Here is a 23,340-nt window from a genome sequence, read left to right on the forward strand (position 1 = left end):
AATGGTCGGGGCAGCAGGATTCGAACCTGCGACCTGAAGTACCCAAAACTTCCGCGCTACCAGGCTGCGCTATACCCCGAAAGCGCCGTGACCATTGGCTAGCATGGCCGGCGCCCGCCGACAAGCTGGAGGATTTACCGCTTTCAAAGGTGACAACCTGTGAAAGCGGGTTAGGAGCGAATGCGACCGGAAGCCCGTCGTCAGACGGGCGTCCTTTCGACGCTCTTTTTGGCTTGTGCGAGGGATTCCATGATCGCGACTGGTCGCGATCATGGAAACTGAATGTCAATTTTTGAAGGCCGGGTGGCGAACGACGTCGCCCTTTTTGAGGCCGATTTTGCGGGCGTAGCCGGCATTGACCTCCAGCACCGCATAGACCGGGCCATTCGAGGAAATGATCGCTTCCGACAGCGGCTCGGCGTTCTCGGCGATATGGGTGACCACGCCAGCGCGCGATATAAACACCATGTCGAGCGGAATATAAGTGTTTTTCATCCACATCAGCACGGGCTGCTCGGTGTGAAAATCGAACAGCATGCCTCGATCCGCCGGCAGATAGCGTCGATTCATCAGCCCCTGCTCGCGGCCCGCTTCATCGCCCATCACCTCGACCTGCAGGACATGATCGACCGGATGGGCGCCTTTGGCGTCGGTGACCAAATTCAGCTGTTCGAGAGCCGAGGCCGCGCCCGCCTCCAGAGCAAAGGCGCGAGAGAGATTCAGGGGACCGGACGGCAGAGCCAACACCGAAGCCAAAGCAAGCAGGCCGAAGGCAATACCCGAACAACGCGACATCAAAAAACGCACCATAAAAACTCCTGGCGCCGGCTCACTGCGGAAAACCGTCAATGGGCGCTCGGCAGCCTTGTTTCAAGCGGTCGCACTTCCGCCGCCATCAGGCCCTTGGAACCGGGGCCGAACCGCGCCAGCAGCGAGTCGCCGGGCTTGAGATCGGCTATTCCATAGCGGCGCAGCGTCTCCATGTGAACGAAAATATCCTCGGTGCCCTCGCCGCGCGTCAAAAAACCGAATCCCTTGACGCGATTGAACCATTTCACCACGACGATCTCGAAGCCGCCGATCGCCTCCACCACATGATGGGTGCGCGCCATCGGCAATTGCGCCGGATGAACGGCGGTCGACTCATCCATCGACAGGATGCGGAAGACCTGGAGGCCGCGCGAGCGGTTTTGCGCCTGGCAAACCACCTCGGCGCCTTCCGGCGCCGCCTGATAGCCGTCGCGTCGCAACACGGTGACGTGAAGCAGAACATCGGCGAGGCCATTGTCGGGCACGATGAAGCCAAACCCCTTGGCCATGTCGAACCATTTGACGCGCCCACGGATTTCGATGATTTCAGCGGCGGGATCCGCCGCGAATTCGAGGCCCTGGCCTTGCTCCATGCCCACAGGTTCCTTGGCGCCCAATGAATCGGCTCCCGAAATTACTATGACGCCTGCCAGCGCCGTGAACCGGGACATTGCGCGCGCCCCGAATCATCCGCACGGAAGGCAGGAGAATCACTCTTTCAAGAATAGCATTCGACTTGGCCGTTAAAAGCCGATTTTTTGCGCGCCGGCGAGTCGCACACATGAATTTTTGCCGGCGTCAGGGCGAGACGTCGCCCATCTCGGCCAGTTCGCGCGCCTGGGCGATCCAGTTCTCGTCTTCGACCCGCCCTGGAGCGGCAAGATAGGAGCTTATCCAGAGGGCGTTGTCATGGGACCAGCGCGCGATCTGACGATGGGTCCACACGCCCAAAGTATTGAGCCCTTGCGCGGTCGCCGCGTCGACGCCCCGAATCTGGCGCAGGTCGTCCCTGTCGCCATAGGGCGGCAGCAGCAGGGCCAGCGGCCGCAGCCCGGCGTAAATCTCGTCCCTGGCGAGCGGCGCGATCGGTTGCGGCAAGGCGGCGAGCAATTTTTCGGCGGCGGCCTCGTCGAGCGGCGCTTCCGATGATTCGCGGCGCGCCTCGTCCCTGCGCAGGGCGCGAGCGAATTCCGGTTCGACGCCGCCCGCCAGCAGGCGCGCCTGGGCGATCAGGAAACGCAAGGCATGAGGTCCAATGGAGCGGAACTCTTCGCCGATCCATTGCCGCTGCGTCGGCGTCAAGGCCGCGATCTGAGCGAAACGCCGGAAGCCCAGATCGCGCAACCGCCGCGCGACGTCCTCGTTCACCCCCCGGATCAGCCGAAGATCGTCGTCCTCCTCCGCACGCTCGGGAGAAGGAGCAAAAGCCGGCGGCGGCGCATCGGTTTCGGCTTGCCGATCGGCGAGAACTTCCGGCGCCAGAGCCTCGGCTTCGCCGGCCAATGCCGGCGGGGTGCGCCGCTCCAAACCCGTTTCCCCGGCGGGCGCGCTTGACGCCGCCGTATCCGCCTGCGCCCCCGCCGGCGGCGCGGGTTCTGCCTTCGCTCGAACGCCGCCGAACATGCCGCGCGACGCGCATCCGAGCCCGCAGCCCATCAGATAGGCGAGCAGCAGCAGCAACGCCGTTTCCAGCCAAAGTCCTTGGCGGCCGGGCAGCAGACGCAGCCACGCGACGGTCGCGCCGACGGCGAGCGGCGCGACGTAGATAAAAAAGCCTGCCAGGGAGGCCGGCTTTTCATTTTCGCCACCGGCTTGCCAGCTGAAAAAGCCGATGGTCAGGCCGAGGCCGACGGCGACCGTCAGCCATGCGGAGAGCGCTTGCACAAGATAAAGCATCAAGGCCGCCCTCCCTTCGCGATGAATTCGACGCCGCCGATTTTCGCCCGTTCCAGTTCCCGTTCCTCCTCCGGCTTGCGCGGCGTGAATCGACGCGCGTCGATTCCCGCCGCCGCCAAGGCGGCGGCGACCGTCTCGGCGCGGCGGCGCGACAGATTCCGGTTATACTGGATGTGGATGTAATCCTGCGCCGTTGCGATCAGTTCGAAAGACGCCGCCGGGCAGGTGCGGGCGACAGCGGCCAAAGCCTCGATGACGGCGGAGGATTCCGGCCGCAAACGCGCGCTGCGATAGTCGAAGCGCAGCGGCGCCGCACCGACCGTCTCCATCAGTCTGCTTTGGCAGGACTGCGGATCGAGCGCCGCCGAGGCCAAAGGAGCGGCTGCGAGCGGGACCGAGGGCGGAACGGAGAGCGGGAAGGGCTGCGGCGCTTCGCGCGCGGCGCCGGTGACATTGGTCTCGACTGAAAAGCCGTCCGGCATCGCGGCGATGAAGGCGGTCTTGACCTCCTCGGCGGTTTCCGCCCTGCCGGCGTCGCCGCTCAGCGAAGCCGTCTGGTCATGCAGGCCGAACCTGCCGACATGCAGCCGAGCCAATTGCCCGAGTCCGGCAAGCGCCGCCGCCAGGAAAGATTTTCCCGCCCCCGCGCCAGGCTGCATTTCGTCGGTCACGACAAGGCCGGGAAAAAGCGCCCGCGCCGCGCCGAGGATTTTTTCATGCGCCGCGTCGTCGGCGTAAAAGCCGGTCAGGATAAGCGCCGCCTCGGTCTTGCGCGCCGCCATGGCGTCGACAGGCTCTTCCCCCGGTTGCACCCCCTTGGCGTCGAGGGTCACGCCCTGGGCGGCGCCGATGGCCTCCACAACCGACATCGCGTCCATCCCGGCGCGCGCCTGTCCCGACAAGGTCGCCACATCGTCGACGAGCGACGCCTTGCCGCTCTTCAATTGCGCCAGCGCCCGCAGGACATAGGCGGCGTTGAATCCGAACCGGGCCGGCGCGCCGGGAACGATTCGCACGCTGTCGACGGGCGCCAGATCGGGAAAGAGCTTCGCAGCCTCGGCCAGCAGCGCCGTATGCTCTGCCTGCGAGCCGACGACGCCGGAGAGATTGAGGTAACGGGCGCCTTTTACGGCCTCGAAGACCCAGGCCCCGGCTTCCGGCGGCGACAGATCGGCCTTGACCGAAGTCACGCCCTCGGGCGGCGACTGCGCCTGCGCGACCGCCGCCCGATATTCCGCGCCGCTCGATGCGCGCCCCGACAAAATCAGTTCGCCACCGCGCAATTGAACCGAGCCGGTGGACAGATGCGCCAGAAGCTGAAGGCCGGCCCGCGCCTGGGCGGTGAAATTTTTCGCGGCGCCGGAAAAATAGCTCATCTGGTCGATGATTCGCGCCCCCTGGATCGCCTCGCTCGCCGCCGCAACAACGGCCGCGCGCTCCCCCGGCGAGGGCGCGGCGCCGGAAAGAATCACCATGCCGCCTTCCCGCGCGGCCCGCCAGAGATAAGGATCTTGCGTCGGCGGCTCGCTCAGGCCGTCTTCGACCACCCGGACGCCCGAAGCGGCGGCGGCCGTCGCCAAAGCATTCCGGCGCTCCGGCTCGCCGAAAATCCAGCCATTGAGGCTGACATCGCGTCCGGCGGCCGCCGAAAAACCCCGCTCCCCCGAGACTTGCGCCAGCGCGGCGTCGGCCTGGGCGGCGACCGCGGCCTCGATGCGACCCGTCTCCATCCGGTTGAGCGCAAGCCAAAGCGCCAGCAGCGGCAGCAGGCCGATCCACCATTTTCCCGGCAGGCACATAGAGATCCCTCGCGCCAAACGCTGCACAGAGCTTAGCCGCGCCTCCGCCCCGGCGCCAGCAACCATTGAACCGGCGCAGGGATACTTGCGCCGGAATATTTGCGCCGTCGGACGCGCGCCCGGCGCGCGAAATGACCATCCGAAATAGGGTCGTCCGAAATACTTGCCAATCGGGTCCGGCTCGGGCATATGTCGAAATTACGCGGTCCGCTGCGGCCTCGCGCCGCGCCGGGGCGCGCGAGCCGGAGACGTGGCCGAGAGGCTGAAGGCGGCGGTTTGCTAAACCGTTATAGGGTTGTAAAGCCCTATCGAGGGTTCGAATCCCTCCGTCTCCGCCAGGCTCGCAAAAATGAGAATGCGCATCCGGTTTTTTGGTTACTTGGTTTCCTTGGGGTTTGCGGGCCGGGCTTTTTCGCGAGGCGACATGTTGCGCGCCGGTTTCGGCCTTTTCCAGGCGAAGTCTTCGACAAAAACCGCTTGCCGGATGAAGCAGCGCCGACTCTTGTTCATCGGCGCGGAACTGGCTCTCGCCGGCGTTGCGGTCGGCGCGCCGCTGCCGCCGCGCCGGCCTCCGGAATTCAGCGCGCCGACCACCGCCAAGGTCGCCCCGCAACCACCCGCCTCAGCCCCCGCCGCGACACAACCCCCTGAAGCGCCGGGCGGACGGCTGCCCGTCAATGTCGATATCGACACGCTCGCGCCGTTCAACCTGCCGGCAGCCTCACGCCAGCAAATGCGCCAGTGCGGCGAGGAATGGCGCGCCCTGAAAATGGCCGGCAAGAGCGCCGGACTGGTCTGGCGCAGCTTCGCCCAAAAATGTCTCGCGCGTTAACGCATCTGCACCACTCGAGGAAACATCAAGATGCCCCGAGCCTTCTGATCGACTCACGTTCCTTTCCGAAAACGCCGCCACCTTTCGGGAACATGATCGAAAATGCTTGCGGACCGGAGAAGCGACAACGCGCCCAAAGGGCGCTCCGCCAAGACTTTGCCAAGGGCGCACGCGCGTATCAGCTCTCCCCGTCCGGGACGACGACAGCCGGCGGCGCTTCCGGCGCGGCCGGCGGGATTTCGGCGACCGGAGCGACTTTCGGCTTGCGCACAGGCTTTTTTCTGGTCTTTGGCTTTTCCACCGCAGCGGGCGCCGGCGCGACCGGCGCCGCAACCTTTTTGGTCACGCGGCGCGAAGCGGCGGCTGTGCGCGCCGATGGCTTGGCGACCGGTTTGGCGGCGGCTTTCTTCGCCGCGGGTTTGGCCGCGGCTTTGGCCGGCGCCTTGGCCTTGCCAGCGCCAGCCTTTTTCGTCGCCGGCAATTTGGACTTGGCGGCAGGCTTTTTCGCAACGGCCCTTTCGACCGGCTTTTTAGCGGCGGCCTTTTTTGTTTCGGCCTTCTTGGCGACGGGCTTTTTAGCCGGCGCCTTGACCGCTGACTTTTTTGCAGCGGCCACTTTGGCGGCAGGCTTTTTGGCTGCGGCCTTGGCCGCCGTCTTGGCGACCGTTTTGGCGCCATTTTTGGTTGGGGTCTTGGCCGGCGTCTTGGCAGAGGATTTGGCGGCGGTTTTTCCAGCGGACTTGGCGACCGTTTTGACGGCGGTCTTGGCGGAGGTCTTGGCGGAGGTCTTGGCCGCGGTCTTGGACGCGGTTTTGGCGGCGGGCTTGGCGGCGGTTTTTCCAGCGGACTTGGCGACCGTTTTGGCGGCGGGCTTCTTCGCCACTGCCTGCTTGACCGACTTCTTCTCGACGGGTTTCTTTTCCGCGGATTTCTTCGCACCCGATTTTTTGGAGTCGGATTTCTTGGCCGCCGTCTCTTTTTTCGCCGCCGTCTTTCCGGCGGCGGTCCTCGTCGAAGGCTTCGACTTTTCAACCTTCAGCGTGGCGGCGCCCGGCTTCTTTTCGAGAGCGGCGACGTCGGATTTCTTCGCCGTTTTTTTCGATGCGGCGGATTTTTTCTTCGCGGGTGCTTGCGCCATTTCTTCCCCCTTTGCGTGGCCGGCGCGTTGGATGCCGGTGATGGGAGAAAACAGCGTAATCCTGTTCATAACTCTTGCAAGAGAGCGTCGGCGCCGACATCGCGGCTCCGACGCGCGAAACCGCCCGCGCGCGCCACATAATCGGGCCTCCCAACCTGTGCGCCGGCGGCGAAAAACCGATCCGCCGGCGCCGCCGCCTTCCCGCGCCAAAGCAAAACCGAAGCAATTCGCCCCGATTTGCAGACCCTTCGCCGGTTGGTTCGCGCGCCCTGGCGGCGCGCCCGCGCCACGCCTTGAAACGGCCTTAAAAAGTCACAAAAAATCCAATTAAATCATACACTTAATTGTCAACAGCAGTGCCGGTCCCGGGGCGCCGGGCAAAAGCGTTCGGCGGTTACGCGCCGACGAAAAATGTGCTGGCGCCGCTCGCATAATCGCAACGCCCCATTGCCGCGCAAGGCGCCGCGCGTGGCGCGCGCCAAATGGCCGCGCACCCTTTTCGACCCCGAGGCCATCGCGAAAAAAACGCACAAAAAAAATTTTTGACAAGGTAAAAAAACGCGCTCCAATTTGGGAGCGCGTGTTTGAAATGTGGCGTTGTCGCCGCGTCAGGCGCCGAATCAGATTCCGAGTTTGCTTTTCAGAATTTCATTGACCGCCTGCGGATTGGCCTTGCCGCCAGTCCCCTTCATCACCTGTCCGACGAACCAGCCGAGCATGGTCGGCTTGGCCAATGCTTGTGCGACCTTGTCGGGATTGGCGGCGATGATCTCGTCCACCGCCTTCTCGATCGCGGTCGAATCCGTGACCTGTCTCATGCCGCGCGTCTCGACGATCTGCGCCGGATCGCCGCCCTCGGTCCAGACGATTTCGAACAGGTCCTTGGCGAGTTTTCCGGAAATGACATTGCTGGCGATGAGATCGACAATGCCGCCGATCTGAACTGCGGAGACCGGCGAGGTTTCGATGTTCCGGCCTTCCTTGTTGAGACGGCCGAACAATTCGTTGATCACCCAGTTGGCGACGAGTTTGGCGTCGCGGCCCTTCGCCGCTTCCTCGAAATAATCGGCGGAAGCGCGCTCCAGCACCAGCACCCCGGCGTCATAGGGCGACAGGCCATATTGCGCCACGAACCGCGCCTTTTTCTCGTCCGGAAGTTCCGGCAGATGCGACGCCAGTTCGTCGACGTAAGCCTGCTCGAATTCGAGCGGCAGCAGATCGGGATCGGGGAAATAGCGATAGTCATGCGCTTCTTCCTTGGAGCGCATCGAACGGGTCTCGCCCTTGGCCGGATCGTAGAGCCGCGTCTCCTGCGCGATCTTGCCGCCGTCTTCCAATATGCCGATCTGTCGGCGCGCCTCGACATCGATCGCCTGGCCGATGAAGCGGATGGAATTGACGTTCTTGATCTCGCAGCGCGTGCCGAGCGACTCGCCCAAGCGGCGCACCGACACGTTGACGTCGGCGCGCAACGATCCCTGCTCCATGTTGCCGTCGCAGGTTCCCAGATAGCGCAGGATGGTGCGCAATTTGGTGACGTAGGCGCGCGCCTCCTCGCCCGAACGCATGTCGGGCCTGGATACGATTTCCATCAGCGCGACGCCGGAACGGTTGAGATCGACATGGGAATCGTTGGCGCCGAGATCGTGCAGCGATTTGCCGGCGTCCTGTTCGAGATGCAGGCGCTCGACGCCGACCGAAATCTGCTCGGTCGGCGACAGATCGACCAGCACCACGCCTTCGCCGACAATCGGATCCTTGTACTGGCTGATCTGATACCCCTGCGGCAGATCGGGATAGAAATAATTCTTGCGGTCGAACACCGAGCGCAGATTGATCTGCGCCTTGAGCCCGAGGCCGGTGCGGATCGCCTGGGCGACGCATTCCGCGTTGATCACCGGCAACATGCCGGGCATGGCGGCGTCAACCAGGGACACATGGCTGTTCGGCGCGCCGCCGAATTCGGTCGAGGCGCCGGAAAACAATTTCGACTTGCTCGTCACCTGGGCGTGGATTTCGAGGCCGATGACGACTTCCCAATCGCCGGTCGCGCCCGCGATCAATTTGGAAGGAGGAGCTTGCGTGTTCATCGATTTCCCGTTTCCTCGCCCGCGCGGGGCGCGTTCTTACTGTCCTTCGCGGGGCGCGCCTGCATTCGCCTGCGTTTTCGAGGCATTCATCAGCCGCTCCTCATAGGCGATCGACCATTCGATGATCGCGGTCCAGAGCTTTTGCGCCAGTTCCGCGTCGAGATTCTGGCGCCCGGCCTCCGTGAGGACGCGGGCCAGAACCTCGTCCACCCTGGGCGGGATGCGCGCCGGCCAGCCGATTTGCGTCTTGATCGCCGCCGCCTGTTCGATCTGTCGCTGGCGCTGCGCAAGAATCCCCACCAGAGCCTCGTCGAGCGCGTCGATGCGCAGGCGCAGCGCGGCCATTTCCGCATTCGGTTGCAAATGCGCCCCGCCCTGGGAACCTCCGCCCTTGTCGCCTGTCTCGCTCATCGCCCGATCAAACTCCCGAACGTCAACATGGCTCGAACCTCGCCCAAGTCAATGCAACCAACTTCAATGCAACCAACTTCAATGCAACCAGCTTCAATGCAGCCAGCTTCAATGCCACCAGCTTTCCGGCAGCAGAATCGCCGGCGCCGCTCGTTCGAGCGCCTGGCCGAGCGAGAACAGGGTCTCTTCCTCGAATGGGCGCCCGATCAGTTGCAGCCCGAGCGGCAGACCGTCGGCGGACAGGCCGCCGGGAACCACCAGGCCCGGAAGTCCGGCCATGTTGACGGTCACGGTGAAAACGTCGTTGAGATACATTTCGACCGGATCCGCGGAGCCTTTTTCGCCGAGCGCGAAAGCCGGCGAAGGCGTCGCCGGCGTCAGGATCGCATCGACGCCCGACGCATAGGCGAGGTCGAAATCGCGTTTGATCAGGGTGCGGATTTTCTGCGCGCGCAAGTAATAAGCATCGTAATAGCCGGCGGAGAGCACATAGGTTCCGATCATGATGCGCCGGCGCACTTCCTTGCCGAAACCCTCGGCGCGGGTTTTCTCGTAGAGATCGGCGATGTCCTTGCCGGTTCGGCGCAGGCCATAGCGCACCCCGTCGTAGCGCGCGAGATTGGAGGAGGCCTCCGCCGGCGCGACAATATAATAGGCTGGCAAGGCGTGACGGGTGTGTGGAAGCGAAATATCGCGGATTTCGGCCCCCGCCTCGCGCAGCCAGGCGATCCCCTGCTCCCACAAGGCGACGATTTCCTCCGACAGGCCGTCGAGCCGGTATTCCCTGGGGATGCCGATCACCTTGCCCCGGATCGAGGCGTCGACGGCTTGCTCGTAATCGGGCACCGGGACATCGACGCTGGTCGTGTCCCTTGGATCGTGCCCGGCCATCGAGCGCAGCAGGATCGCGGCGTCGCGCACGGTTTTGGCGATGGGGCCTGCCTGGTCGAGCGACGAGGCGAAGGCGACGACGCCCCAGCGCGAGCAGCGGCCATAGGTCGGCTTGATGCCAACAGTCCCTGTAAAGGCGGCGGGCTGGCGGATCGATCCTCCCGTGTCGGTCGCCGTGGCGCCGAGGCAGAGCCGCGCCGCCACCGCCGCCGCCGAACCGCCCGAAGAGCCGCCGGGCACGATCTTGGCGTCCGAAATCCGGCCATCGGCCGCCTTGCGCCGCCAGGGCGAGACCACCGGACCGAAATAGGAAGTTTCGTTTGACGAGCCCATGGCGAATTCGTCGAGATTGAGTTTTCCCAGCATCGTCGCGCCGTCGCGCCACAGATTGGCGGTGACCGCTGATTCGTAGGGCGGAATGAAGCCTTCGAGGATATGGCTGGCAGCGGTCGTCTGCACGCCCTCGGTGGCATAGAGATCCTTGATGCCGAGCGGAATGCCCTCGAGCGGTCGCGCTTCGCCTTTGGCGATTTTTTCGTCGCTCGCCCTGGCCTGCGCCAGCGCCTTCTCCGGCGTCTCGACAATGAAAGCGTTGAGGCTCGTGGCCCGCGCGATGGCGTCGACAAAACACTGGTTCAGTTCGACCGCCGAAATTTCCCGGGCGGCGAGTTTATCGCGCGCTTCGGCGAGCGTGAGGCGGGTCAGGTCGGTCATGCGGGGGCACTCTGAAAAAAAAATTTCCGGGCGATGCGATTTAAGAGTTTACTCGATCACTTTCGGCACGACGAAAAAGCCATCCTCGCGGGCGGGCGCATTGGCGAGGACTTTTTCCGGGATAAAACCATCGGTGATCTCGTCGGCGCGCTTTTTCATGCGCATCGGCAAGACCGAGGTCATCGGCTCGACTCCCTCGACATCGACCGCGCTCAACTCTTCGACAAAGCTGAGGATGGCGTTGATCTCGCTTTGCAGATAGGGCGCTTCCGCCTCGCTCACGCTGATGCGCGCGAGGTGGGCGATACGCCGCACCGTCGCCAGATCGACCGACATGAAGGCTCCATGATTGGCTAAAGACAAAGTTGCGCAGCCTATACAGAAGGCTGCCCCCCGGCGCAATGATTCCAGACGGGGACGCCTGAATTCCGCTCGGCGGCGCCCGCCCGGAATTACGGGCTCACTTTTTCAGGAAGACATAATCGGCGGAATAGGGAATGGCGCGCAACGCGCCCTCGACTTCGCAGGCGCCTTCCAGCGCGCCGCCAGTCGTATGGAGGCGCTGGATGGCGACCGCTTCGCTCAATAGCCCCTGCCCCTCGTGAATCGTCGCCTCCAGCTTGAGCCAGGGCGCATCGGCCGGGGTGGCGCCCGGCGCCTTGCCGACCGGCTTGCCCTGCAAGAGCCCGCCGTCACTCAGCCGCCAGCTCGGACCGGCGAAATGCTGCCCCACGCTTGCGCCGTCGCGCAACAACGTCGCCGTCGGCTCGCGAAAGGTCCAGACCGGCCTGACGTTCACACCGCCCTTGCATTGATAAATCTGCGCGCCGACCGCCTGCAACGTGAGATAGGGCGTCAGGCCCGGCGCAAGCAGCGGCTGCGGCAAATCTTGCGCGCCGGCGCTGGCCCCTGCCAGAACCGTCGCCGCGATGGCGCCCAGCATCGAGGGTTTCACACGCATGTTTTTTGCCTCGTCAAAAGGAAGCGGCCTCGCCGATTCCCAAAACGCGCACTTTCGTCGCCGCCCCCTGCATGGCGGCGACAAAGGCCGCCGGCGTCGGGTCGATGATCGGAAAAGTGCCGTAATGCATGGGAATCACGTCGCTGAAGGTGAAATAGCGTTTCGTCGCCAGCGCTGCGGCCGCACCGTCCATGGTGAAGCGGTCGCCGACCGGAACAAGCCCGATTTGCGGCTGGTAAAGCTCCTGGATCAGCGCCATGTCGGAAAAAATCGCGGTGTCGCCGAAATGATAGAGTCTCGGCCCCTGTTTCGGCAGGATGACCACGCCATTGGGACTGCCAAGATCGATCGACTGGCCGTCCCGCGTGGTCGATGAGGAATGAAGCGCCGGGGTCAGGGCGACATCGAAGGCGCCGCAGGGAATTTTACCCCCGGTATTGCCGGGATTGATGTTTTCCGCCCCCTGGTCGTGCAGGAACATGCAGACCTCGAAATTGCCGACGATCTGCGCGCCGGTCTTTTGCGCGATCGCCAATGTGTCGCCGATGTGATCGTCATGTCCGTGGGTCAGCACGATATGGGTGACGCCTTGCGAAACCGAGTCGAGCGAGCCGGTGAATTTCGGATTGCCGGTCAGAAAGGGGTCGATCAGCACCGCAGCGCCGGGCAGATCGATGCGAAAGGCAGAATGGCCGAGCCAGGTTATTTTCATGACGTGACTTCCATCAGGTGAGATTCTTGGGTTTAGCCGATCCGGCAACAGGATTTTGACGACATCGTCCGGTGCGGCCCCCGGATGGCGCTTGTATCATCGGTTGAATGGTTGGCGCCATTCGCCGCTTGCATGACCCTATGACTTTTTCGGCGACAGCGCATTGGGCCGATTTCACGGGCTCGCTGGCGCAACCCTGGCGCCTTGCTCGATTTTGTCGAGCGCCTCGGCCACGGCGTCGAAAACCAGCAGGATCGAGGCATGGCGGGCCTTGTAATCGCGCGCTGGCGTCAGAACGCCGACGTCCTTGAATCGGCCCTGCGGCGGCGGCCCGTTTTCCTTGAGCATCTTGCGCAAGGCCTCGCGCGCGGCGCGCAGCTCGGGCGGCGTCGCGCCGACGATCTCCCGCCCCATCACCGAACAGGACGTCTGCCCGAGCGCGCAGGCCTTGACCTCCTGGGCGAAATCGGCGACGCGCCCGCCCTCGACCACGAGATCGATGGTGACGCTCGAACCGCACAGCCGCGAATGGGCGCTGGCGCTGGCCTGGGGCGCGGCCAGCCGTCCGAGACGCGGGATATTGGCCGCGAGTTCCAGAATTTTGCGATTGTAGATTTCGTCGAGCATTTTTTCTCAGCCCACGCCGTTGCGGCGCTCAATTCAGATAGAGGGCCTGTCGCTGTCTTGCAACCGCCCCTCGGACGACCACGCCTGCAAATTGCAAAATAATTTCATAGATTGATTTATTGAAATCCAAATGCAATATTTGCAGCTCAATCAAGCGCCAGGAAGCGTTGCATTTCCCGCGAACGCCTTATCCGATCCTTGAGGCCCTTAAATGTCCACGGCAGTCAGCAGAATTCTCGATCGTCTGAAAGAGGACGGAGGCCTTCAAGGCAAGGACATCGCCAATATCGTCGCCGTTTCGCCCGCGACGGTTTCGCGCTGGTCGAATGGCAAGGCGTCGCCGGACCTCCACACCCAAACCATCATCGCCGAATTGCGCTATGTGGTGGACCGGCTCGGCGACTTTTATACGCCCGACGAAACGCGGCTCTGGCTTCACGCCAAACATCCGATGCTGAACAACGAGCGCGCGATCGATCTGATCAACGGCGGGCGCACCGAAGACGTGCTCGCCGTCATCGAGGGTCTGGATACGGGCGCTTATAGCTAGTGCCGGACATTTCGCGCCGCGCCCGCGACCTAAATCTTCTCGACGCGATCGACAAATGCGCCAGAGAAAAATTCGACGGTCCCATTTGGCGGGTGGTGCGCGACGGTCGCGACCCGCTGCTCGGCGCCGCCTCGCGAAGCCGCTGGTGCGACGGCGCCTGCGACGTTCTCTACACATCGATGGAACGCAACGGGGCGATCGCCGAAATTTACGCCTTCCTCACGATGCAACCGGTTTTTCCTTCAAAACCGCGCTGGTTCGATTACCAACTCAAAGCCACAACCGAACGCAGCCTTGTTTTCGCCGATCTGTCGTCGCTCGGACGTTTCGGTGTTGACGCCGCGCGCTATCGGGAACGCGATTATTCCGCAACCCAGGCCATCGCCGACGCCGCCTGTTTTCTCGGCTTCGACGGAATGATCGCGCAGAGCGCCCGCTGGAACTGCCAGAATCTGATTCTGTTCACCGATCAAATCGCGCCGGACAAGGTCGAAATAGCGAAAAAGCCGAACGAAGCCCTGTCATGGGACGCCTGGCGCAAAACGGCGCGCGTCTAACCCCCCGTTCCGCCAACGAGCGCCAGCCAGGCGTCCTCGTCGATGGTCTCGACGCCGAGTTCGCGCGCCTTGGCGAGTTTCGAACCGGCGTCGGCGCCGGCGATCAACAGGTCGGTCTTTTTCGAAATCGAGCCGGAAACCTTGGCGCCTTGCCTTTCCGCCATGGCCTTGGCCTCGTCGCGGGTCATTCTTTGCAGCGCGCCGGTGAACACCACGGTCTTGCCCGCGACCGGACTTTCGCTTCGGACCGCCGCCATCGGCGCGATCCGCACCTGCGCCAGCAGAGCGTCGAGCGCCTGTTCGTTATGGTCTTCGAGGAAAAAGTCGGCGACGGCCTCGGCGACGACGTCGCCGATCCCGTCAATGTCGTTGAGCCGCTGGCGCGCCTCGCTGCCCGGCGTCGCTCGACGGGCCGTCTCGCGCAGCGACTCGAAGGTCTCGAAGGCGCGCGCCAGCCTTATGGCGTTGGTTTCGCCGACATGGCGAATGCCGAGCGCAAAAATGAAACGGTTCAGCACGATCTCGCGCCGCGCCTCGATGGCGGCGAACAGCTTTTGCGTCGAGACTTTGCCGAACCCGTCGAAATTTTCGATTTTGGTCAGGCTGGCCCTGTCGCGTTCCTGCAAGGTGAAAATATCCGCGAGTTTGCGGATCAGGCCCTTCTCATAGAAAAAGGCAATCTGCTTGTCGCCGAGCCCCTCGATGTCGAGGGCGTTGCGAGAGCAGAAATGGCGCAGTTTTTCCACCGCCTGCGCCGGACAGACCAAAGTTCCGGTGCAGCGGCGCACCACGTCGGCCTCAGCCGTCTTGGGGTCGATTTCGCGCAGCGCCGCCGAACCGCAAACCGGACAGGTATCGGGCATCTTGTAGGGTTCGGCGCCCTCTGGCCTTTTTTCCAGAACGGCGCCCAGAATTTGAGGTATGACGTCGCCGGCGCGCTGGACGATCACGGTATCGCCGATACGGATGTCCTTGCGCGCGATCTCGTCCTCATTGTGCAAAGTGGCGTTGGAGACCACCACGCCGCCGACGGTGACCGGATCGAGCCGCGCCACCGGCGTCAGCGCCCCGGTGCGCCCGACCTGGATCTCGATGCCGCGCAATACGCTGGTCGCCTTTTCGGCGGGGAATTTATGCGCCGTCGCCCAGCGCGGCGCGCGCGAGACGAAGCCCAGCCTGTGCTGAAGCGCCAGATCGTCCACCTTGTAGACGACCCCGTCGATGTCATAGCCCAGAGAGGCGCGCCGGCTTTCGATGTCGCGAAAATGCGCCAGCATGTTTTCGCCGCTCTCAAAGACCTCTGTCAGGGGATTGACAGCGAACCCATAGGAACGAAAAGCCTGCATCATGCCCCATTGGGTGTCCGCCGGCATTTGCGAAACTTCGCCCCAGGCATAGGCGAAGAATTTGAGCGGCCTTTGCGCCGTCACGGCAGGGTCGAGCTGGCGCAGCGATCCCGCCGCCGCATTGCGCGGATTGGCGAAAGGCGGCTTGCCCTGCGCCGTCTGCCTTTCGTTCAAAGCGGCGAAGTCTTGATGCGACATATAGACTTCGCCGCGCACTTCGAGAATTTCCGGCGGCGACCCCTCAAGTTTTTGCGGAATGTCGCCGATGGCGCCGACGTTGGCGGTAACGTCCTCGCCCTCAAAACCGTCGCCGCGCGTCGCGGCGCTGACCAGAACGCCTTTTTCGTAACGCAGCGAACAGGACAGGCCGTCGATTTTCGGCTCGGCGGTGAATCTGATTTCCGCTTCCGGCTGCAGGCCGAGGAAACGTTTTACGCGCGCAAGGAATTCCCATAAATCCGCGTCGGAAAAAATATTGCCGAGCGACAGCATCGGGACGGCATGGACGATCTTGGCGAATTTCTCCGAAGGGGCCGCGCCGACTTTTTTGCTCAACGATTTGTCGTCCGCGAGTTGCGGGAATTGCGCTTCCAGCGCTTCGTAGCGCCGGCGCAAGGCGTCATATTCGGCGTCCGAAATTTTTGGCGCGTCCTCCCGATAATAGGCGCGGTCATGCGCGGCGATTTCCTCGCCGAGCCGGGCGTGTTCGTCGCGCGCTTGCGCCAGTGCGGTTCGCTTCGTCGTCATGGCGCGAAATTAGCGGAAAGTTTCCGGTTAGGCGACGCCGTTTAAGCCTCGCCCCTTTTTGCCCGACGCCGAATATCGCGCCAATCTGCCAAGCCGAAGGTGCGGCGATGCGACATATTGTCGCGCACCGCCTATCGCGTCCCGGCGCCTTTTCGCGGAAAATCCCTCGCCGGAAGGCCCCCGCAGGCGGGCAAAGTCTTTGAATGAATTTATTTATTCGATATTTCTTCAAGAACGAATGTTGCTTTGCAGCAATTTATTTGTGAAGTATTCGTGATCCTCCATCCGAAAATATTTCGGCCCATAAAATTGACCTGCGGCAGTTTTAGGAGTTGATTGAGTATTAGAATCTGGATCGTTACGGCAATGCCACATTTTTTGCGCCATCCGGGCGATGTCGATTAGGGGAGGATATTGCCATGAAAAAAATTTCAGCATTTTTGGCCGTCGCATCGGGTGCCATGCCCTTGTTGGCGCAAGGTGCGCAGGCAGGGTCGATGCTCGGGGGCGCGGGGATTGAAATATATGGTTATGCAGGGTACAACAGCTACAATCAAGACGACTTCGTTCAATACGCCTCGCCGTCGTTAAACACGTGGTCGCCTCCGCCCGGGCTCACCCTTCCGAAGTTGGGCCCAGCCGTGGCGACATTCAGTCCCGGGCTGGACGTCCCGGGTTTCAGCGCCGCCTCGGGCAGCGTGTCCCTTCAGAATACCGGCGAATCCTTCACGTCCTCCGCGAGCCTGCCTTCGGGCTCCCTGCACGTGTTGGCCGTCTCGACGAATAGCGGGTTTGCTGCGAGCGCGACGGCCCAACTGGTCGACTACGTGACATTCCACGTCACGGGCGCGTCGCCGGCGGTCGTCGACGTCCGCGTCACGCTCGACGGGACCGTAACGGGGGTGAGCCCGAGCGCAGGCGGTTACAGCAGCGATCTGTCCTTCTCCTTTGGCGGTGCTTTCGATTACCATGCCTCCCTCAACGGGGGCGGTGACGGCTATGGGTTTCAGGGCTGGAGCGGTTATCAACCTATCTACGGTTGGGGCCCTTCGGGGACGTCGCAGCAAGACCAATGGAAATACTACAAGGCTTCGGGCTCGACTACCGGCTTTGTGTGGGACGGCCAGCTCTACGTCACCAACGGAGAAAACCTGCTCCTTGACATGATCCTCAATACGACCACCGGCGGCGGCGCAACGGCTGACTTCCTGAATACGGCCAAGCTGTCTCTTGGCCTCCCCGGCGGCGTGACCTTCACCTCGGCTTCGGGCGTCCTGCTCACCGCCAGCGCGCCGGAGCCTTCGACCTGGGCCTTGATGCTGCTCGGTTTCGCCAGCCTCAGCTATGCCGGATATCGCAGAACCCGCAAGGAAGCCCAGACTTTCGACGCCGCCTGATCGCCAAAGCCGATGGACGTTTTGAGAGGCCGCCGCAAGGCGGCCTTGTCGTTTTGAGAGCGTTTCGCGATGGCGAAAAACGGCCCGGCGCGTCGATCCGCCGCCGACTTTCAGCGGGTTGACGGATGAAGAGATTTTTTAACGCCGAATGCCGGCGTCCGGCCTGACTTCCTTTTTCCTTAGCGAAAACTCCGGCGCCGGATCGTGGAAATTCGTCGCCTTGAAAATTTGCAGCACGATCGTCGGCTGGCCGCCCTGCCGGATATCGATCGGCGGCAGCGGCTCGATGGCGTCGAAATGTCGCCCAAGACGCGCCCGCGCCTCTTCCAGCGTCAGATTTTCCGCGACGATCAGCGCGTCATACCCGATGAAATCCCGTGGATTGCGGATCACGCCGAAACCGCGCGGATCGTCGGACAGGCAAAGCACCGGCATGGCGCCATGCAGCGCGTAATCGAGTTTGCCGGCGTCGAGCCAGCGCGTCGCCGCGACGAAAGTTTTTGGCGCCATCAGGTTGCGCTCGGCCAGGGCGCGCGGAAAATCGTCCCAGTCGAGCATTTCGAACAGGGGATAGCGGGCGCCCGACAAGGCCTCGATCGGCAGATAGGGCAAGCCGGAGATCGCGCCGACGCCAACCACCATGAAGACGGTCGCCGCGACCAGCCCACGGCGCAGCCACGGCGCGCCATGCTCGAGACGGACGGCGATCTCGCGTCCGAGCAGCGGGAACAGCATCAGATAGCCCGGCGCGACCCAATGCGGCAGCACTCGCTTGCTGGACCAGAAGGCGACCAGCGTGAACAGCAAAATCGGCGCGGCGGCGAGGCAGGCGAGAAAGAAGTCCTTTTCCCGCGCCGGCCCCCGCCACAGGGCGCGGAAGAACAACACGACCAGCGGCAGGAAAATCCACGGCGCCAGATACAGCGATTGCAGGCCGATCAGGGCCAGCGGTTTGACCAGCGAGAACTGCGGCTGGCCGGAACGCCCGCCCTGGAACAGGAATGACACCCAATGATGTTCGGCGTTCCACAGCAGAACCGGCGAGAACACGAGAAGAGCGACAAGCCCCGCCGCATAGGGCCAGGGCGTCGCCAGCCAGAAGCGCTGGGGACGGCTTATGACCATGAACAGGCCGGCGCCGGCGAAAAGCAAAACGCCGTGATATTTCGACAACATCGCAAGGCCGGCGCATAGTCCCGCCGCCAGCCACCACAGCCGCCGGGCGCCGGGCTCAAAGAAGACCCGCGACAGCGCATAGACGCAGCCCAGCATGGCCGGCAACAGCGGCGCGTCCGGCACGATCCACGTGGCGTCGGTCAGGCCGAGCACCGGCGACAGGTTCAGCGCCAGCACCGCGTAAAAGCCCGCCTCCGCGCCGAACAGCCGGCGGGTCAGAAGGAACATCAGCCACGAAGTCAGCGCCGACAACAGCAGAAATGGCGTGCGCAAAGCCAGCGGGCTTTCGCCAAAAACCGAGGCGGCAAGATGGGTCAGCCACCACGCAAGGGGCGGATGGTCGAAGGTGCTCAAGGCCAGGACCCGGGCGTTGGCGGCGGTATAGGCTTCGTCGACGCCAAGACCGAGCGCCGCCGCGAAAACAAATCTTAACGCCGAGGCGCCTAGGATCAGAGCGAGGGTTTTTTGCTCCGGCGAGAGGCAAAACGCCGTTCGACCTTGGCCCTGTTGTGGAAGTCTGTCCATGCTATCGCCTGAATTTCATCCTGTCGGGGCGCAGCCGGCGCCCTTTGCGCCAAAGCTCGCCAACGAACGCGATCGCCTCCTGCAAGCCGCGCAACGGCTGGCTGGACTGTGCGACGCAATGCAGCTAGCAGAAATGGAGACCGAAAAGAAAGCCCTGCCTTTGCCCGCCGAACTGACGCTTGTCATCCCCACCTTCAACGAAAGAGGCAATCTGCGCGAATTGATCCGGCGGGTGGACGCCGCCCTCACCGGGGTGGAATGGGAAATGATCGTTGTGGACGACGACAGCCCGGACGGCACTTCGGCGCTGGCCAAAAAGATTTCCCATGACGACCCGCGAATTCGCTGCCTGCGCCGCGTTAACCGACGCGGCCTCGCGGGCGCCTGTATCGAGGGCATGCTCGCTTCTTCGGCGCCGGTGGTTGCGGTGATGGACGCCGATTTGCAGCATGACGAGCGAATCCTGCCGCAAATGCTGCAAAGGTTGCGCGAAGGCATCGACCTCGTGGTCGGCAGCCGCCATGTCGAAGGCGGCTCGGCCGACGAGGGTTTTTCGGCGCGCCGCGCCGCCATCAGCCGATTCGCCCACAGGCTGGCGCAAAAAGCCCTGCACGCCGATTTTTCCGACCTGATGAGCGGTTTTTTCATGGTGCGGCGGGAGATTATCGAGGAATGCGCGCCGCATCTGACCTCATCGGGCTTTAAAATTCTTGCCGATGTTGTCGCTTCGGCGCGAAAACCTCTCAAAATCGAAGAGGTTGGCTATACGTTCCGGGAAAGACAGGCGGGTGAATCCAAGTTCGACATCAAGGTCGGGCTCGATTTTCTCGGACTCCTGCTGAACAAGGCCAGCGGCGGCCGCATTCCGGTGCGCTTCATTTTTTTCGCGCTGGTCGGCTCGACCGGCGTCGCCCTTCATCTGGCGACAGTCAATCTGGCGCTGCTTGTTCCCGGCGTCGGCTTCCCGCTGGCGCAAAGCATTGCCGTAGCCGTGGCCATGACCAGCAATTTCTTCATCAATAACGTCATCACCTATCGCGACGCGCAATTGAAGGGTTTTTGGCCGTTGCTGCGCGGCCTGCTCTATTTTTACGCCGTTTGCGCCTTTGGCGCGATAGCCAATGTCGGCGTCGCCGCCTGGCTTTACAATCTCTATCCGCTGGTCTCGCTCTCGGCCCTGGCCGGCGTGGTGATGGGCGCGGTGTGGAATTTCACGCTTAGCTCGCTGTTCGTCTGGCGCCAGGACTGAGCAATAAAACGGCCGGGGGAACTCCGCGCGGGCTTACGCCGCCTCGAACAATCCGAGAGCGGCCGCGCGCACGGCCAGCGCCTGGCGGATCGAAGCCGGAAGCTGGCGTTGCGCTTTTGCGCGCGGCAGGGGCAACTCGGCGATGCCGCGTCCGTCGGGATAAAGCGCCTCGTGTTCGGCCCAATTGTCGAAATGCCGGCGATCGACATTGTCGACAAACGTTTCCGCCGGGACGTTCTCGGCCAGGATCAGCGCGTGCTCTTCCAGTTCGACATGGTAATAGACGAAGGACTCCGGAACCGCGCTTTCGCGGCGGATGGAGGTTCCGTTGACCAGCGCGCCGGCGTTCACCAGCACCTCTTCGACCAGCACGGCGTGCTCCGGCGAAACCAGCAGGTCGCGCGAGGGCGCGTTTTCCGCCAGCGCGCCGGCCGCGATGCGGATCGGCCAGTTGCGGACGGGGTCGACGAAACGGGCGGCGATGGTCTGTCGTCCCACCCACAAGACCGGCCGGGCCTGGCCTTCGGCGGTCAGCACCAGATCCCCGCGCGAAAGCGTCTCGACCGGCGCTTCGCCCTCGGGCGTAAGGATCCGCGTGCCCGCCATGAAGCAGATGGACAGGACGTCGGCAAGGACGCCGTTCACCGTCGCCTGGTCCAACATGATCTGGCTGACGTCTGTCGATCCGTCGAAAGTGAATGTCCGGCTGTTATGGCCGCCGGAGTCGGAGATCGTGACTGTATGGGCGCCCGAATTGTAAGTGAGCTTGTCGTCGGCTCCGAACGAACCGAGCTTGATGAAGTCGCCCCCACCGAAGCTTTTTATCGTTCCGAGGTAAATATCTTTGATGCTCTCGTTGACCGCCTGGAAAATCTCGGTGGTGGCGACTCCTGCGAATTCGACCGTCGGCGAGAAAGTGCTTGTGCCAATGCCGGAGGTCGAAGTCAGGAGCAGCGACGACCCGGCGCCCAACACCAGGCTCGTGACGTTGGCGTTGTCGTTGCCGACGGCCTTGGTCAGGATCAGCGCGCCACCGGCGGCGGCGAGGATCGAGCCCGCGCCGGAGATGTCGCCAATGAGCGTCCCCGATCCCGTGAGCTGCGAGTTCGCAACCAGCGAGACGCCATTGCCGACGGTCAGGGTCGCCCCGTTGAGCTGAATCGTGCTGGCGTTGGCGTAGACGCCCGCGCCATTGACCGTGGCGGAGCCACTCACGTCGAGCGTGGCGCCCGAAAAAAGAGCGAGACCGTTGCTGGCGGTCAATGTCGCGAGCTTATCGACCTGAATTACGCCCGCGGACGCGATTACCGCGAGCGCAAACGCGACATTGGACCCGCCGGCCAGTTCCAGCGTCTGCGTCGACGAGGCGATCTGGATCGTTTTGAGATTCTGCGCGCCCTCGAGCTTCAGCGTCGACGCTATCGTTGTATTGGCGAAACCGACGACGATAAAATTGGCGATTGCGCCCTTTACATCGAGTGTGCCGCCCGAGGACGCCGTTCCCGCGAGGATCTGCGGATTTGTTGAGGCGTCGTTCGAGATGATCGCGAAACCGCCATTGGCCTGGATCTGGCCCTGGCCTTCGATGACCGACGAATCCGAAATATTAATCGCGCCGGTCGTATAAATGCGGGCGGCTGAATTCAATTGAAGCGTGACCGGGTTTATCCTAGTCCCCGAGGAACCCACGTCGAGGGATGAGAGATTTTCCAGATAAGACGAAACCGACACGGTATAGGCGGATGAACCCGCAGGCAGAACGACCTTGTCGCCCGCTGCCGGAACCACGCCGCCCGGCCAATTGCTGGCGGTCTCCCAATCCCCGGTTCCGCCCTGCCATGTTCTCGTCGCCATGAACGCCTCCCCGAAAATTTTTCCGCGCCCGAACGCAAATGGGGCGTCGCGTGTCCAGAATGCAAAGATACCCTCTTCTCCTGATAGTTACTTTCGGTCAACCTTGCAAGAACGTAATTGAAGCCAGATTAGCGGAGAATGGAATAACTTTTTTGAAAACATCTAGAGCCTGTTCCGATCCGATTGAATCGGATCGGCGCTCTAGTTGTTTGTTTTCACGCGTTTTATTAACGCGAACCGGCATCCACTTCGCTGGAAAACGCTCTAATACGGCAATTTTTCGTCTTGCATTACGTAATAGAGGCCACCCTTACGTAATGGAGCGCGGCGCTCGTTCTCGATTAACGCAACGGCGACGCACGCGGACCAAGCAGAAGCCAACGACGCCCGCGCGTGCGCTGGCGCGGCGTGAATTCACCTCGGCATGCTGTTCGTCTGGCGCGAGGATTGAGCAAAAAAAAGCGGCCCGGGGAAACCCGGCCGCGCACCAATGCCTTGAGAATTTGGCCTACGCTGCTTCGGACAAGCCCAGCGCGGCCGCGCGATCGGCCAGCGCCCGGCGGATCGAAGCCGGAAGCTGGCGTTGCGCTTTTACGCGCGGGTGGGGCAATTCCGCGACAGCGCGGCCTTTGCGCTGCGCTCCATACGCCGCCACAGCGCGCCGTCCCCACCAGCACCCGCCGGCCGCAGGATCTCCGTCAGTCGCTCGCCAGGTGGCGATCTTTTTCAGGCTCTCAGGCGACGGCGACAGCAGGGTTCAGCATATATGCAGAACGGGCGGCCAAACGTTCCCGGGTCTTCGTCGGCGCCTGCCGGTGCGCCTTGGCGCGCGGCATCGGCAATTCCGCAACGCTACAGCCCTCTGGGTACAGAGCGAGATGCTCCTCCCAATTGTCGAAGGCCGCACGATCAGCATTGTCGACGAATGTTTCCGCCGGCACACCCTCCGCCAGGATCAGCGAATGGTCGGCCAATTCTACAAGATCGTACGTGAATACATTTGGCAAATCCTGCTCGCGCCGGATCGTGGCGCCGTTGACGAGCGCGCCGGCATGGAT

20 protein-coding genes, 2 tRNA genes and 1 pseudogene are annotated in these 23,340 nt (G+C 62.9%); 6 read left to right on the forward strand and 17 right to left on the reverse strand.

All coding sequences use genetic code 11. The annotated features are described in order from the left end of the window. Positions 1 to 2: 2 nt before the first annotated feature. The 5 genes from QZY01_RS20105 to QZY01_RS20125 all read right to left on the reverse strand — a co-directional run bounded on the left by QZY01_RS20105 (position 3) and on the right by QZY01_RS20125 (position 4,505). A tRNA-Pro gene (locus tag QZY01_RS20105) sits at positions 3 to 79 on the reverse strand. A gap of 206 nt (positions 80 to 285) precedes the next feature. Beyond that, on the reverse strand, positions 286 to 810 hold the full coding sequence (locus QZY01_RS20110; protein ID WP_294540743.1) for a DUF192 domain-containing protein: 525 nt from the start codon (positions 808 to 810) through the stop codon (positions 286 to 288). A gap of 35 nt (positions 811 to 845) precedes the next feature. Then, complete coding sequence (locus tag QZY01_RS20115) at positions 846 to 1,403, reverse strand: cold-shock protein (RefSeq protein WP_294540746.1); 558 nt, start codon at positions 1,401 to 1,403, stop codon at positions 846 to 848. A 205-nt stretch (positions 1,404 to 1,608) separates the two neighbouring features. After that, positions 1,609 to 2,709 (reverse strand): hypothetical protein, encoded by a 1,101-nt coding sequence (locus tag QZY01_RS20120; protein WP_294540748.1) that lies wholly within the window; start codon positions 2,707 to 2,709, stop codon positions 1,609 to 1,611. Next, positions 2,706 to 4,505 carry an OmpA family protein gene (locus QZY01_RS20125; RefSeq protein WP_294540750.1) on the reverse strand — a complete coding sequence of 600 codons (1,800 nt, stop codon included), beginning with the start codon at positions 4,503 to 4,505 and terminating at the stop codon, positions 2,706 to 2,708. The genes QZY01_RS20120 and QZY01_RS20125 overlap by 4 nt, the downstream gene beginning before the upstream one ends. A 244-nt stretch (positions 4,506 to 4,749) precedes the next feature. Here QZY01_RS20125 and QZY01_RS20130 point away from each other — a divergent pair. Both QZY01_RS20130 and QZY01_RS20135 read left to right on the forward strand, forming a co-directional pair. After that, positions 4,750 to 4,843: transfer RNA gene (locus tag QZY01_RS20130), tRNA-Ser, on the forward strand. 146 nt (positions 4,844 to 4,989) lie between these two features. Next, positions 4,990 to 5,337 (forward strand): hypothetical protein, encoded by a 348-nt coding sequence (locus tag QZY01_RS20135; RefSeq protein WP_294540755.1) that lies wholly within the window; start codon positions 4,990 to 4,992, stop codon positions 5,335 to 5,337. Positions 5,338 to 5,515: 178 nt separating this feature from the next. Here the strand turns inward: QZY01_RS20135 and QZY01_RS20140 are convergent, their stop codons facing one another. The 8 genes from QZY01_RS20140 to QZY01_RS20175 all read right to left on the reverse strand — a co-directional run bounded on the left by QZY01_RS20140 (position 5,516) and on the right by QZY01_RS20175 (position 12,881). Beyond that, positions 5,516 to 6,475, reverse strand: coding sequence for a hypothetical protein (locus QZY01_RS20140; RefSeq protein ID WP_294540756.1), 960 nt, complete (start codon positions 6,473 to 6,475; stop codon positions 5,516 to 5,518). A gap of 620 nt (positions 6,476 to 7,095) precedes the next feature. Beyond that, entirely contained in the window at positions 7,096 to 8,565 is a 1,470-nt protein-coding gene (gatB, locus tag QZY01_RS20145) for an Asp-tRNA(Asn)/Glu-tRNA(Gln) amidotransferase subunit GatB (protein ID WP_294540758.1), read from the reverse strand. Positions 8,566 to 8,601: 36 nt separating this feature from the next. After that, the gene (locus QZY01_RS20150) at positions 8,602 to 8,976 is read right to left on the reverse strand and encodes a chorismate mutase (RefSeq protein ID WP_294540760.1); all 375 of its coding nucleotides are present in this window, start codon (positions 8,974 to 8,976) and stop codon (positions 8,602 to 8,604) included. 108 nt (positions 8,977 to 9,084) lie between these two features. Beyond that, entirely contained in the window at positions 9,085 to 10,581 is a 1,497-nt protein-coding gene (gene gatA / locus QZY01_RS20155; protein WP_294540762.1) for an Asp-tRNA(Asn)/Glu-tRNA(Gln) amidotransferase subunit GatA, read from the reverse strand. A gap of 48 nt (positions 10,582 to 10,629) precedes the next feature. Further along, positions 10,630 to 10,917 (reverse strand): Asp-tRNA(Asn)/Glu-tRNA(Gln) amidotransferase subunit GatC, encoded by a 288-nt coding sequence (gene gatC, locus QZY01_RS20160; protein ID WP_294540765.1) that lies wholly within the window; start codon positions 10,915 to 10,917, stop codon positions 10,630 to 10,632. A gap of 124 nt (positions 10,918 to 11,041) precedes the next feature. After that, the gene (locus tag QZY01_RS20165) at positions 11,042 to 11,542 is read right to left on the reverse strand and encodes a DUF3455 domain-containing protein (protein ID WP_294540767.1); all 501 of its coding nucleotides are present in this window, start codon (positions 11,540 to 11,542) and stop codon (positions 11,042 to 11,044) included. Positions 11,543 to 11,555: 13 nt separating this feature from the next. After that, positions 11,556 to 12,254 (reverse strand): metal-dependent hydrolase, encoded by a 699-nt coding sequence (locus QZY01_RS20170; RefSeq protein ID WP_294540769.1) that lies wholly within the window; start codon positions 12,252 to 12,254, stop codon positions 11,556 to 11,558. Between the two features lie 174 nt (positions 12,255 to 12,428). Further along, on the reverse strand, positions 12,429 to 12,881 hold the full coding sequence (locus QZY01_RS20175) for an iron-sulfur cluster assembly scaffold protein (protein ID WP_294540771.1): 453 nt from the start codon (positions 12,879 to 12,881) through the stop codon (positions 12,429 to 12,431). Positions 12,882 to 13,092: 211 nt separating this feature from the next. Between QZY01_RS20175 and QZY01_RS20180 the strand changes: the two genes are divergently transcribed. Further along, positions 13,093 to 13,431, forward strand: coding sequence for an antitoxin Xre/MbcA/ParS toxin-binding domain-containing protein (locus QZY01_RS20180; protein ID WP_294540773.1), 339 nt, complete (start codon positions 13,093 to 13,095; stop codon positions 13,429 to 13,431). After that, the gene (locus tag QZY01_RS20185) at positions 13,431 to 13,988 is read left to right on the forward strand and encodes an RES family NAD+ phosphorylase (protein WP_294540775.1); all 558 of its coding nucleotides are present in this window, start codon (positions 13,431 to 13,433) and stop codon (positions 13,986 to 13,988) included. The genes QZY01_RS20180 and QZY01_RS20185 overlap by 1 nt, the downstream gene beginning before the upstream one ends. Here QZY01_RS20185 and ligA read toward each other — a convergent pair. Beyond that, positions 13,985 to 16,081 (reverse strand): NAD-dependent DNA ligase LigA, encoded by a 2,097-nt coding sequence (ligA, locus tag QZY01_RS20190; RefSeq protein ID WP_294540777.1) that lies wholly within the window; start codon positions 16,079 to 16,081, stop codon positions 13,985 to 13,987. The genes QZY01_RS20185 and ligA overlap by 4 nt on opposite strands. A gap of 419 nt (positions 16,082 to 16,500) precedes the next feature. Between ligA and QZY01_RS20195 the strand changes: the two genes are divergently transcribed. Beyond that, on the forward strand, positions 16,501 to 17,478 hold the full coding sequence (locus QZY01_RS20195; protein ID WP_294540779.1) for a PEP-CTERM sorting domain-containing protein: 978 nt from the start codon (positions 16,501 to 16,503) through the stop codon (positions 17,476 to 17,478). Positions 17,479 to 17,616: 138 nt separating this feature from the next. Here the strand turns inward: QZY01_RS20195 and QZY01_RS20200 are convergent, their stop codons facing one another. Beyond that, positions 17,617 to 19,179, reverse strand: a complete 1,563-nt coding sequence (locus tag QZY01_RS20200; protein WP_294540780.1) for a glycosyltransferase family 39 protein — start codon at positions 19,177 to 19,179, stop codon at positions 17,617 to 17,619. Between QZY01_RS20200 and QZY01_RS20205 the strand changes: the two genes are divergently transcribed. After that, on the forward strand, positions 19,178 to 20,428 hold the full coding sequence (locus QZY01_RS20205) for a glycosyltransferase family 2 protein (RefSeq protein ID WP_294540782.1): 1,251 nt from the start codon (positions 19,178 to 19,180) through the stop codon (positions 20,426 to 20,428). The two genes, QZY01_RS20200 and QZY01_RS20205, sit on opposite strands and share 2 nt — an antisense overlap. 33 nt (positions 20,429 to 20,461) lie before the next feature. Here the strand turns inward: QZY01_RS20205 and QZY01_RS20210 are convergent, their stop codons facing one another. Both QZY01_RS20210 and QZY01_RS20215 read right to left on the reverse strand, forming a co-directional pair. After that, complete coding sequence (locus QZY01_RS20210; protein WP_294540784.1) at positions 20,462 to 22,282, reverse strand: Hint domain-containing protein; 1,821 nt, start codon at positions 22,280 to 22,282, stop codon at positions 20,462 to 20,464. 734 nt (positions 22,283 to 23,016) lie between these two features. Beyond that, positions 23,017 to 23,340: pseudogene (locus QZY01_RS20215) on the reverse strand (hypothetical protein); the annotation flags it as partial.

The sequence above is a fragment of the uncultured Rhodoblastus sp. genome (genome assembly GCF_903903185.1).
Classification (GTDB): domain Bacteria; phylum Pseudomonadota; class Alphaproteobacteria; order Rhizobiales; family Beijerinckiaceae; genus Rhodoblastus.

What these genes read in the sequence shown, in the direction of transcription:
- QZY01_RS20110 (WP_294540743.1), bottom strand. Translation starts at nt 810, where the DNA reads ATGGTGCGTTTTTTGATGTCGCGTTGTTCGGGTATTGCCTTCGGCCTG.
- QZY01_RS20115 (WP_294540746.1), bottom strand. Translation starts at nt 1,403, where the DNA reads ATGGAGCAAGGCCAGGGCCTCGAATTCGCGGCGGATCCCGCCGCTGAA.
- QZY01_RS20125 (WP_294540750.1), bottom strand. Translation starts at nt 4,505, where the DNA reads ATGTGCCTGCCGGGAAAATGGTGGATCGGCCTGCTGCCGCTGCTGGCG.
- QZY01_RS20135 (WP_294540755.1), top strand. Translation starts at nt 4,990, where the DNA reads ATGAAGCAGCGCCGACTCTTGTTCATCGGCGCGGAACTGGCTCTCGCC.
- QZY01_RS20140 (WP_294540756.1), bottom strand. Translation starts at nt 6,475, where the DNA reads ATGGCGCAAGCACCCGCGAAGAAAAAATCCGCCGCATCGAAAAAAACG.
- gatB (WP_294540758.1), bottom strand. Translation starts at nt 8,565, where the DNA reads ATGAACACGCAAGCTCCTCCTTCCAAATTGATCGCGGGCGCGACCGGC.
- QZY01_RS20150 (WP_294540760.1), bottom strand. Translation starts at nt 8,976, where the DNA reads ATGAGCGAGACAGGCGACAAGGGCGGAGGTTCCCAGGGCGGGGCGCAT.
- gatA (WP_294540762.1), bottom strand. Translation starts at nt 10,581, where the DNA reads ATGACCGACCTGACCCGCCTCACGCTCGCCGAAGCGCGCGATAAACTC.
- gatC (WP_294540765.1), bottom strand. Translation starts at nt 10,917, where the DNA reads ATGTCGGTCGATCTGGCGACGGTGCGGCGTATCGCCCACCTCGCGCGC.
- QZY01_RS20165 (WP_294540767.1), bottom strand. Translation starts at nt 11,542, where the DNA reads ATGCGTGTGAAACCCTCGATGCTGGGCGCCATCGCGGCGACGGTTCTG.
- QZY01_RS20170 (WP_294540769.1), bottom strand. Translation starts at nt 12,254, where the DNA reads ATGAAAATAACCTGGCTCGGCCATTCTGCCTTTCGCATCGATCTGCCC.
- QZY01_RS20175 (WP_294540771.1), bottom strand. Translation starts at nt 12,881, where the DNA reads ATGCTCGACGAAATCTACAATCGCAAAATTCTGGAACTCGCGGCCAAT.
- QZY01_RS20180 (WP_294540773.1), top strand. Translation starts at nt 13,093, where the DNA reads ATGTCCACGGCAGTCAGCAGAATTCTCGATCGTCTGAAAGAGGACGGA.
- ligA (WP_294540777.1), bottom strand. Translation starts at nt 16,081, where the DNA reads ATGACGACGAAGCGAACCGCACTGGCGCAAGCGCGCGACGAACACGCC.
- QZY01_RS20195 (WP_294540779.1), top strand. Translation starts at nt 16,501, where the DNA reads ATGAAAAAAATTTCAGCATTTTTGGCCGTCGCATCGGGTGCCATGCCC.
- QZY01_RS20205 (WP_294540782.1), top strand. Translation starts at nt 19,178, where the DNA reads ATGCTATCGCCTGAATTTCATCCTGTCGGGGCGCAGCCGGCGCCCTTT.
- QZY01_RS20200 (WP_294540780.1), bottom strand. Translation starts at nt 19,179, where the DNA reads ATGGACAGACTTCCACAACAGGGCCAAGGTCGAACGGCGTTTTGCCTC.
- QZY01_RS20210 (WP_294540784.1), bottom strand. Translation starts at nt 22,282, where the DNA reads ATGGCGACGAGAACATGGCAGGGCGGAACCGGGGATTGGGAGACCGCC.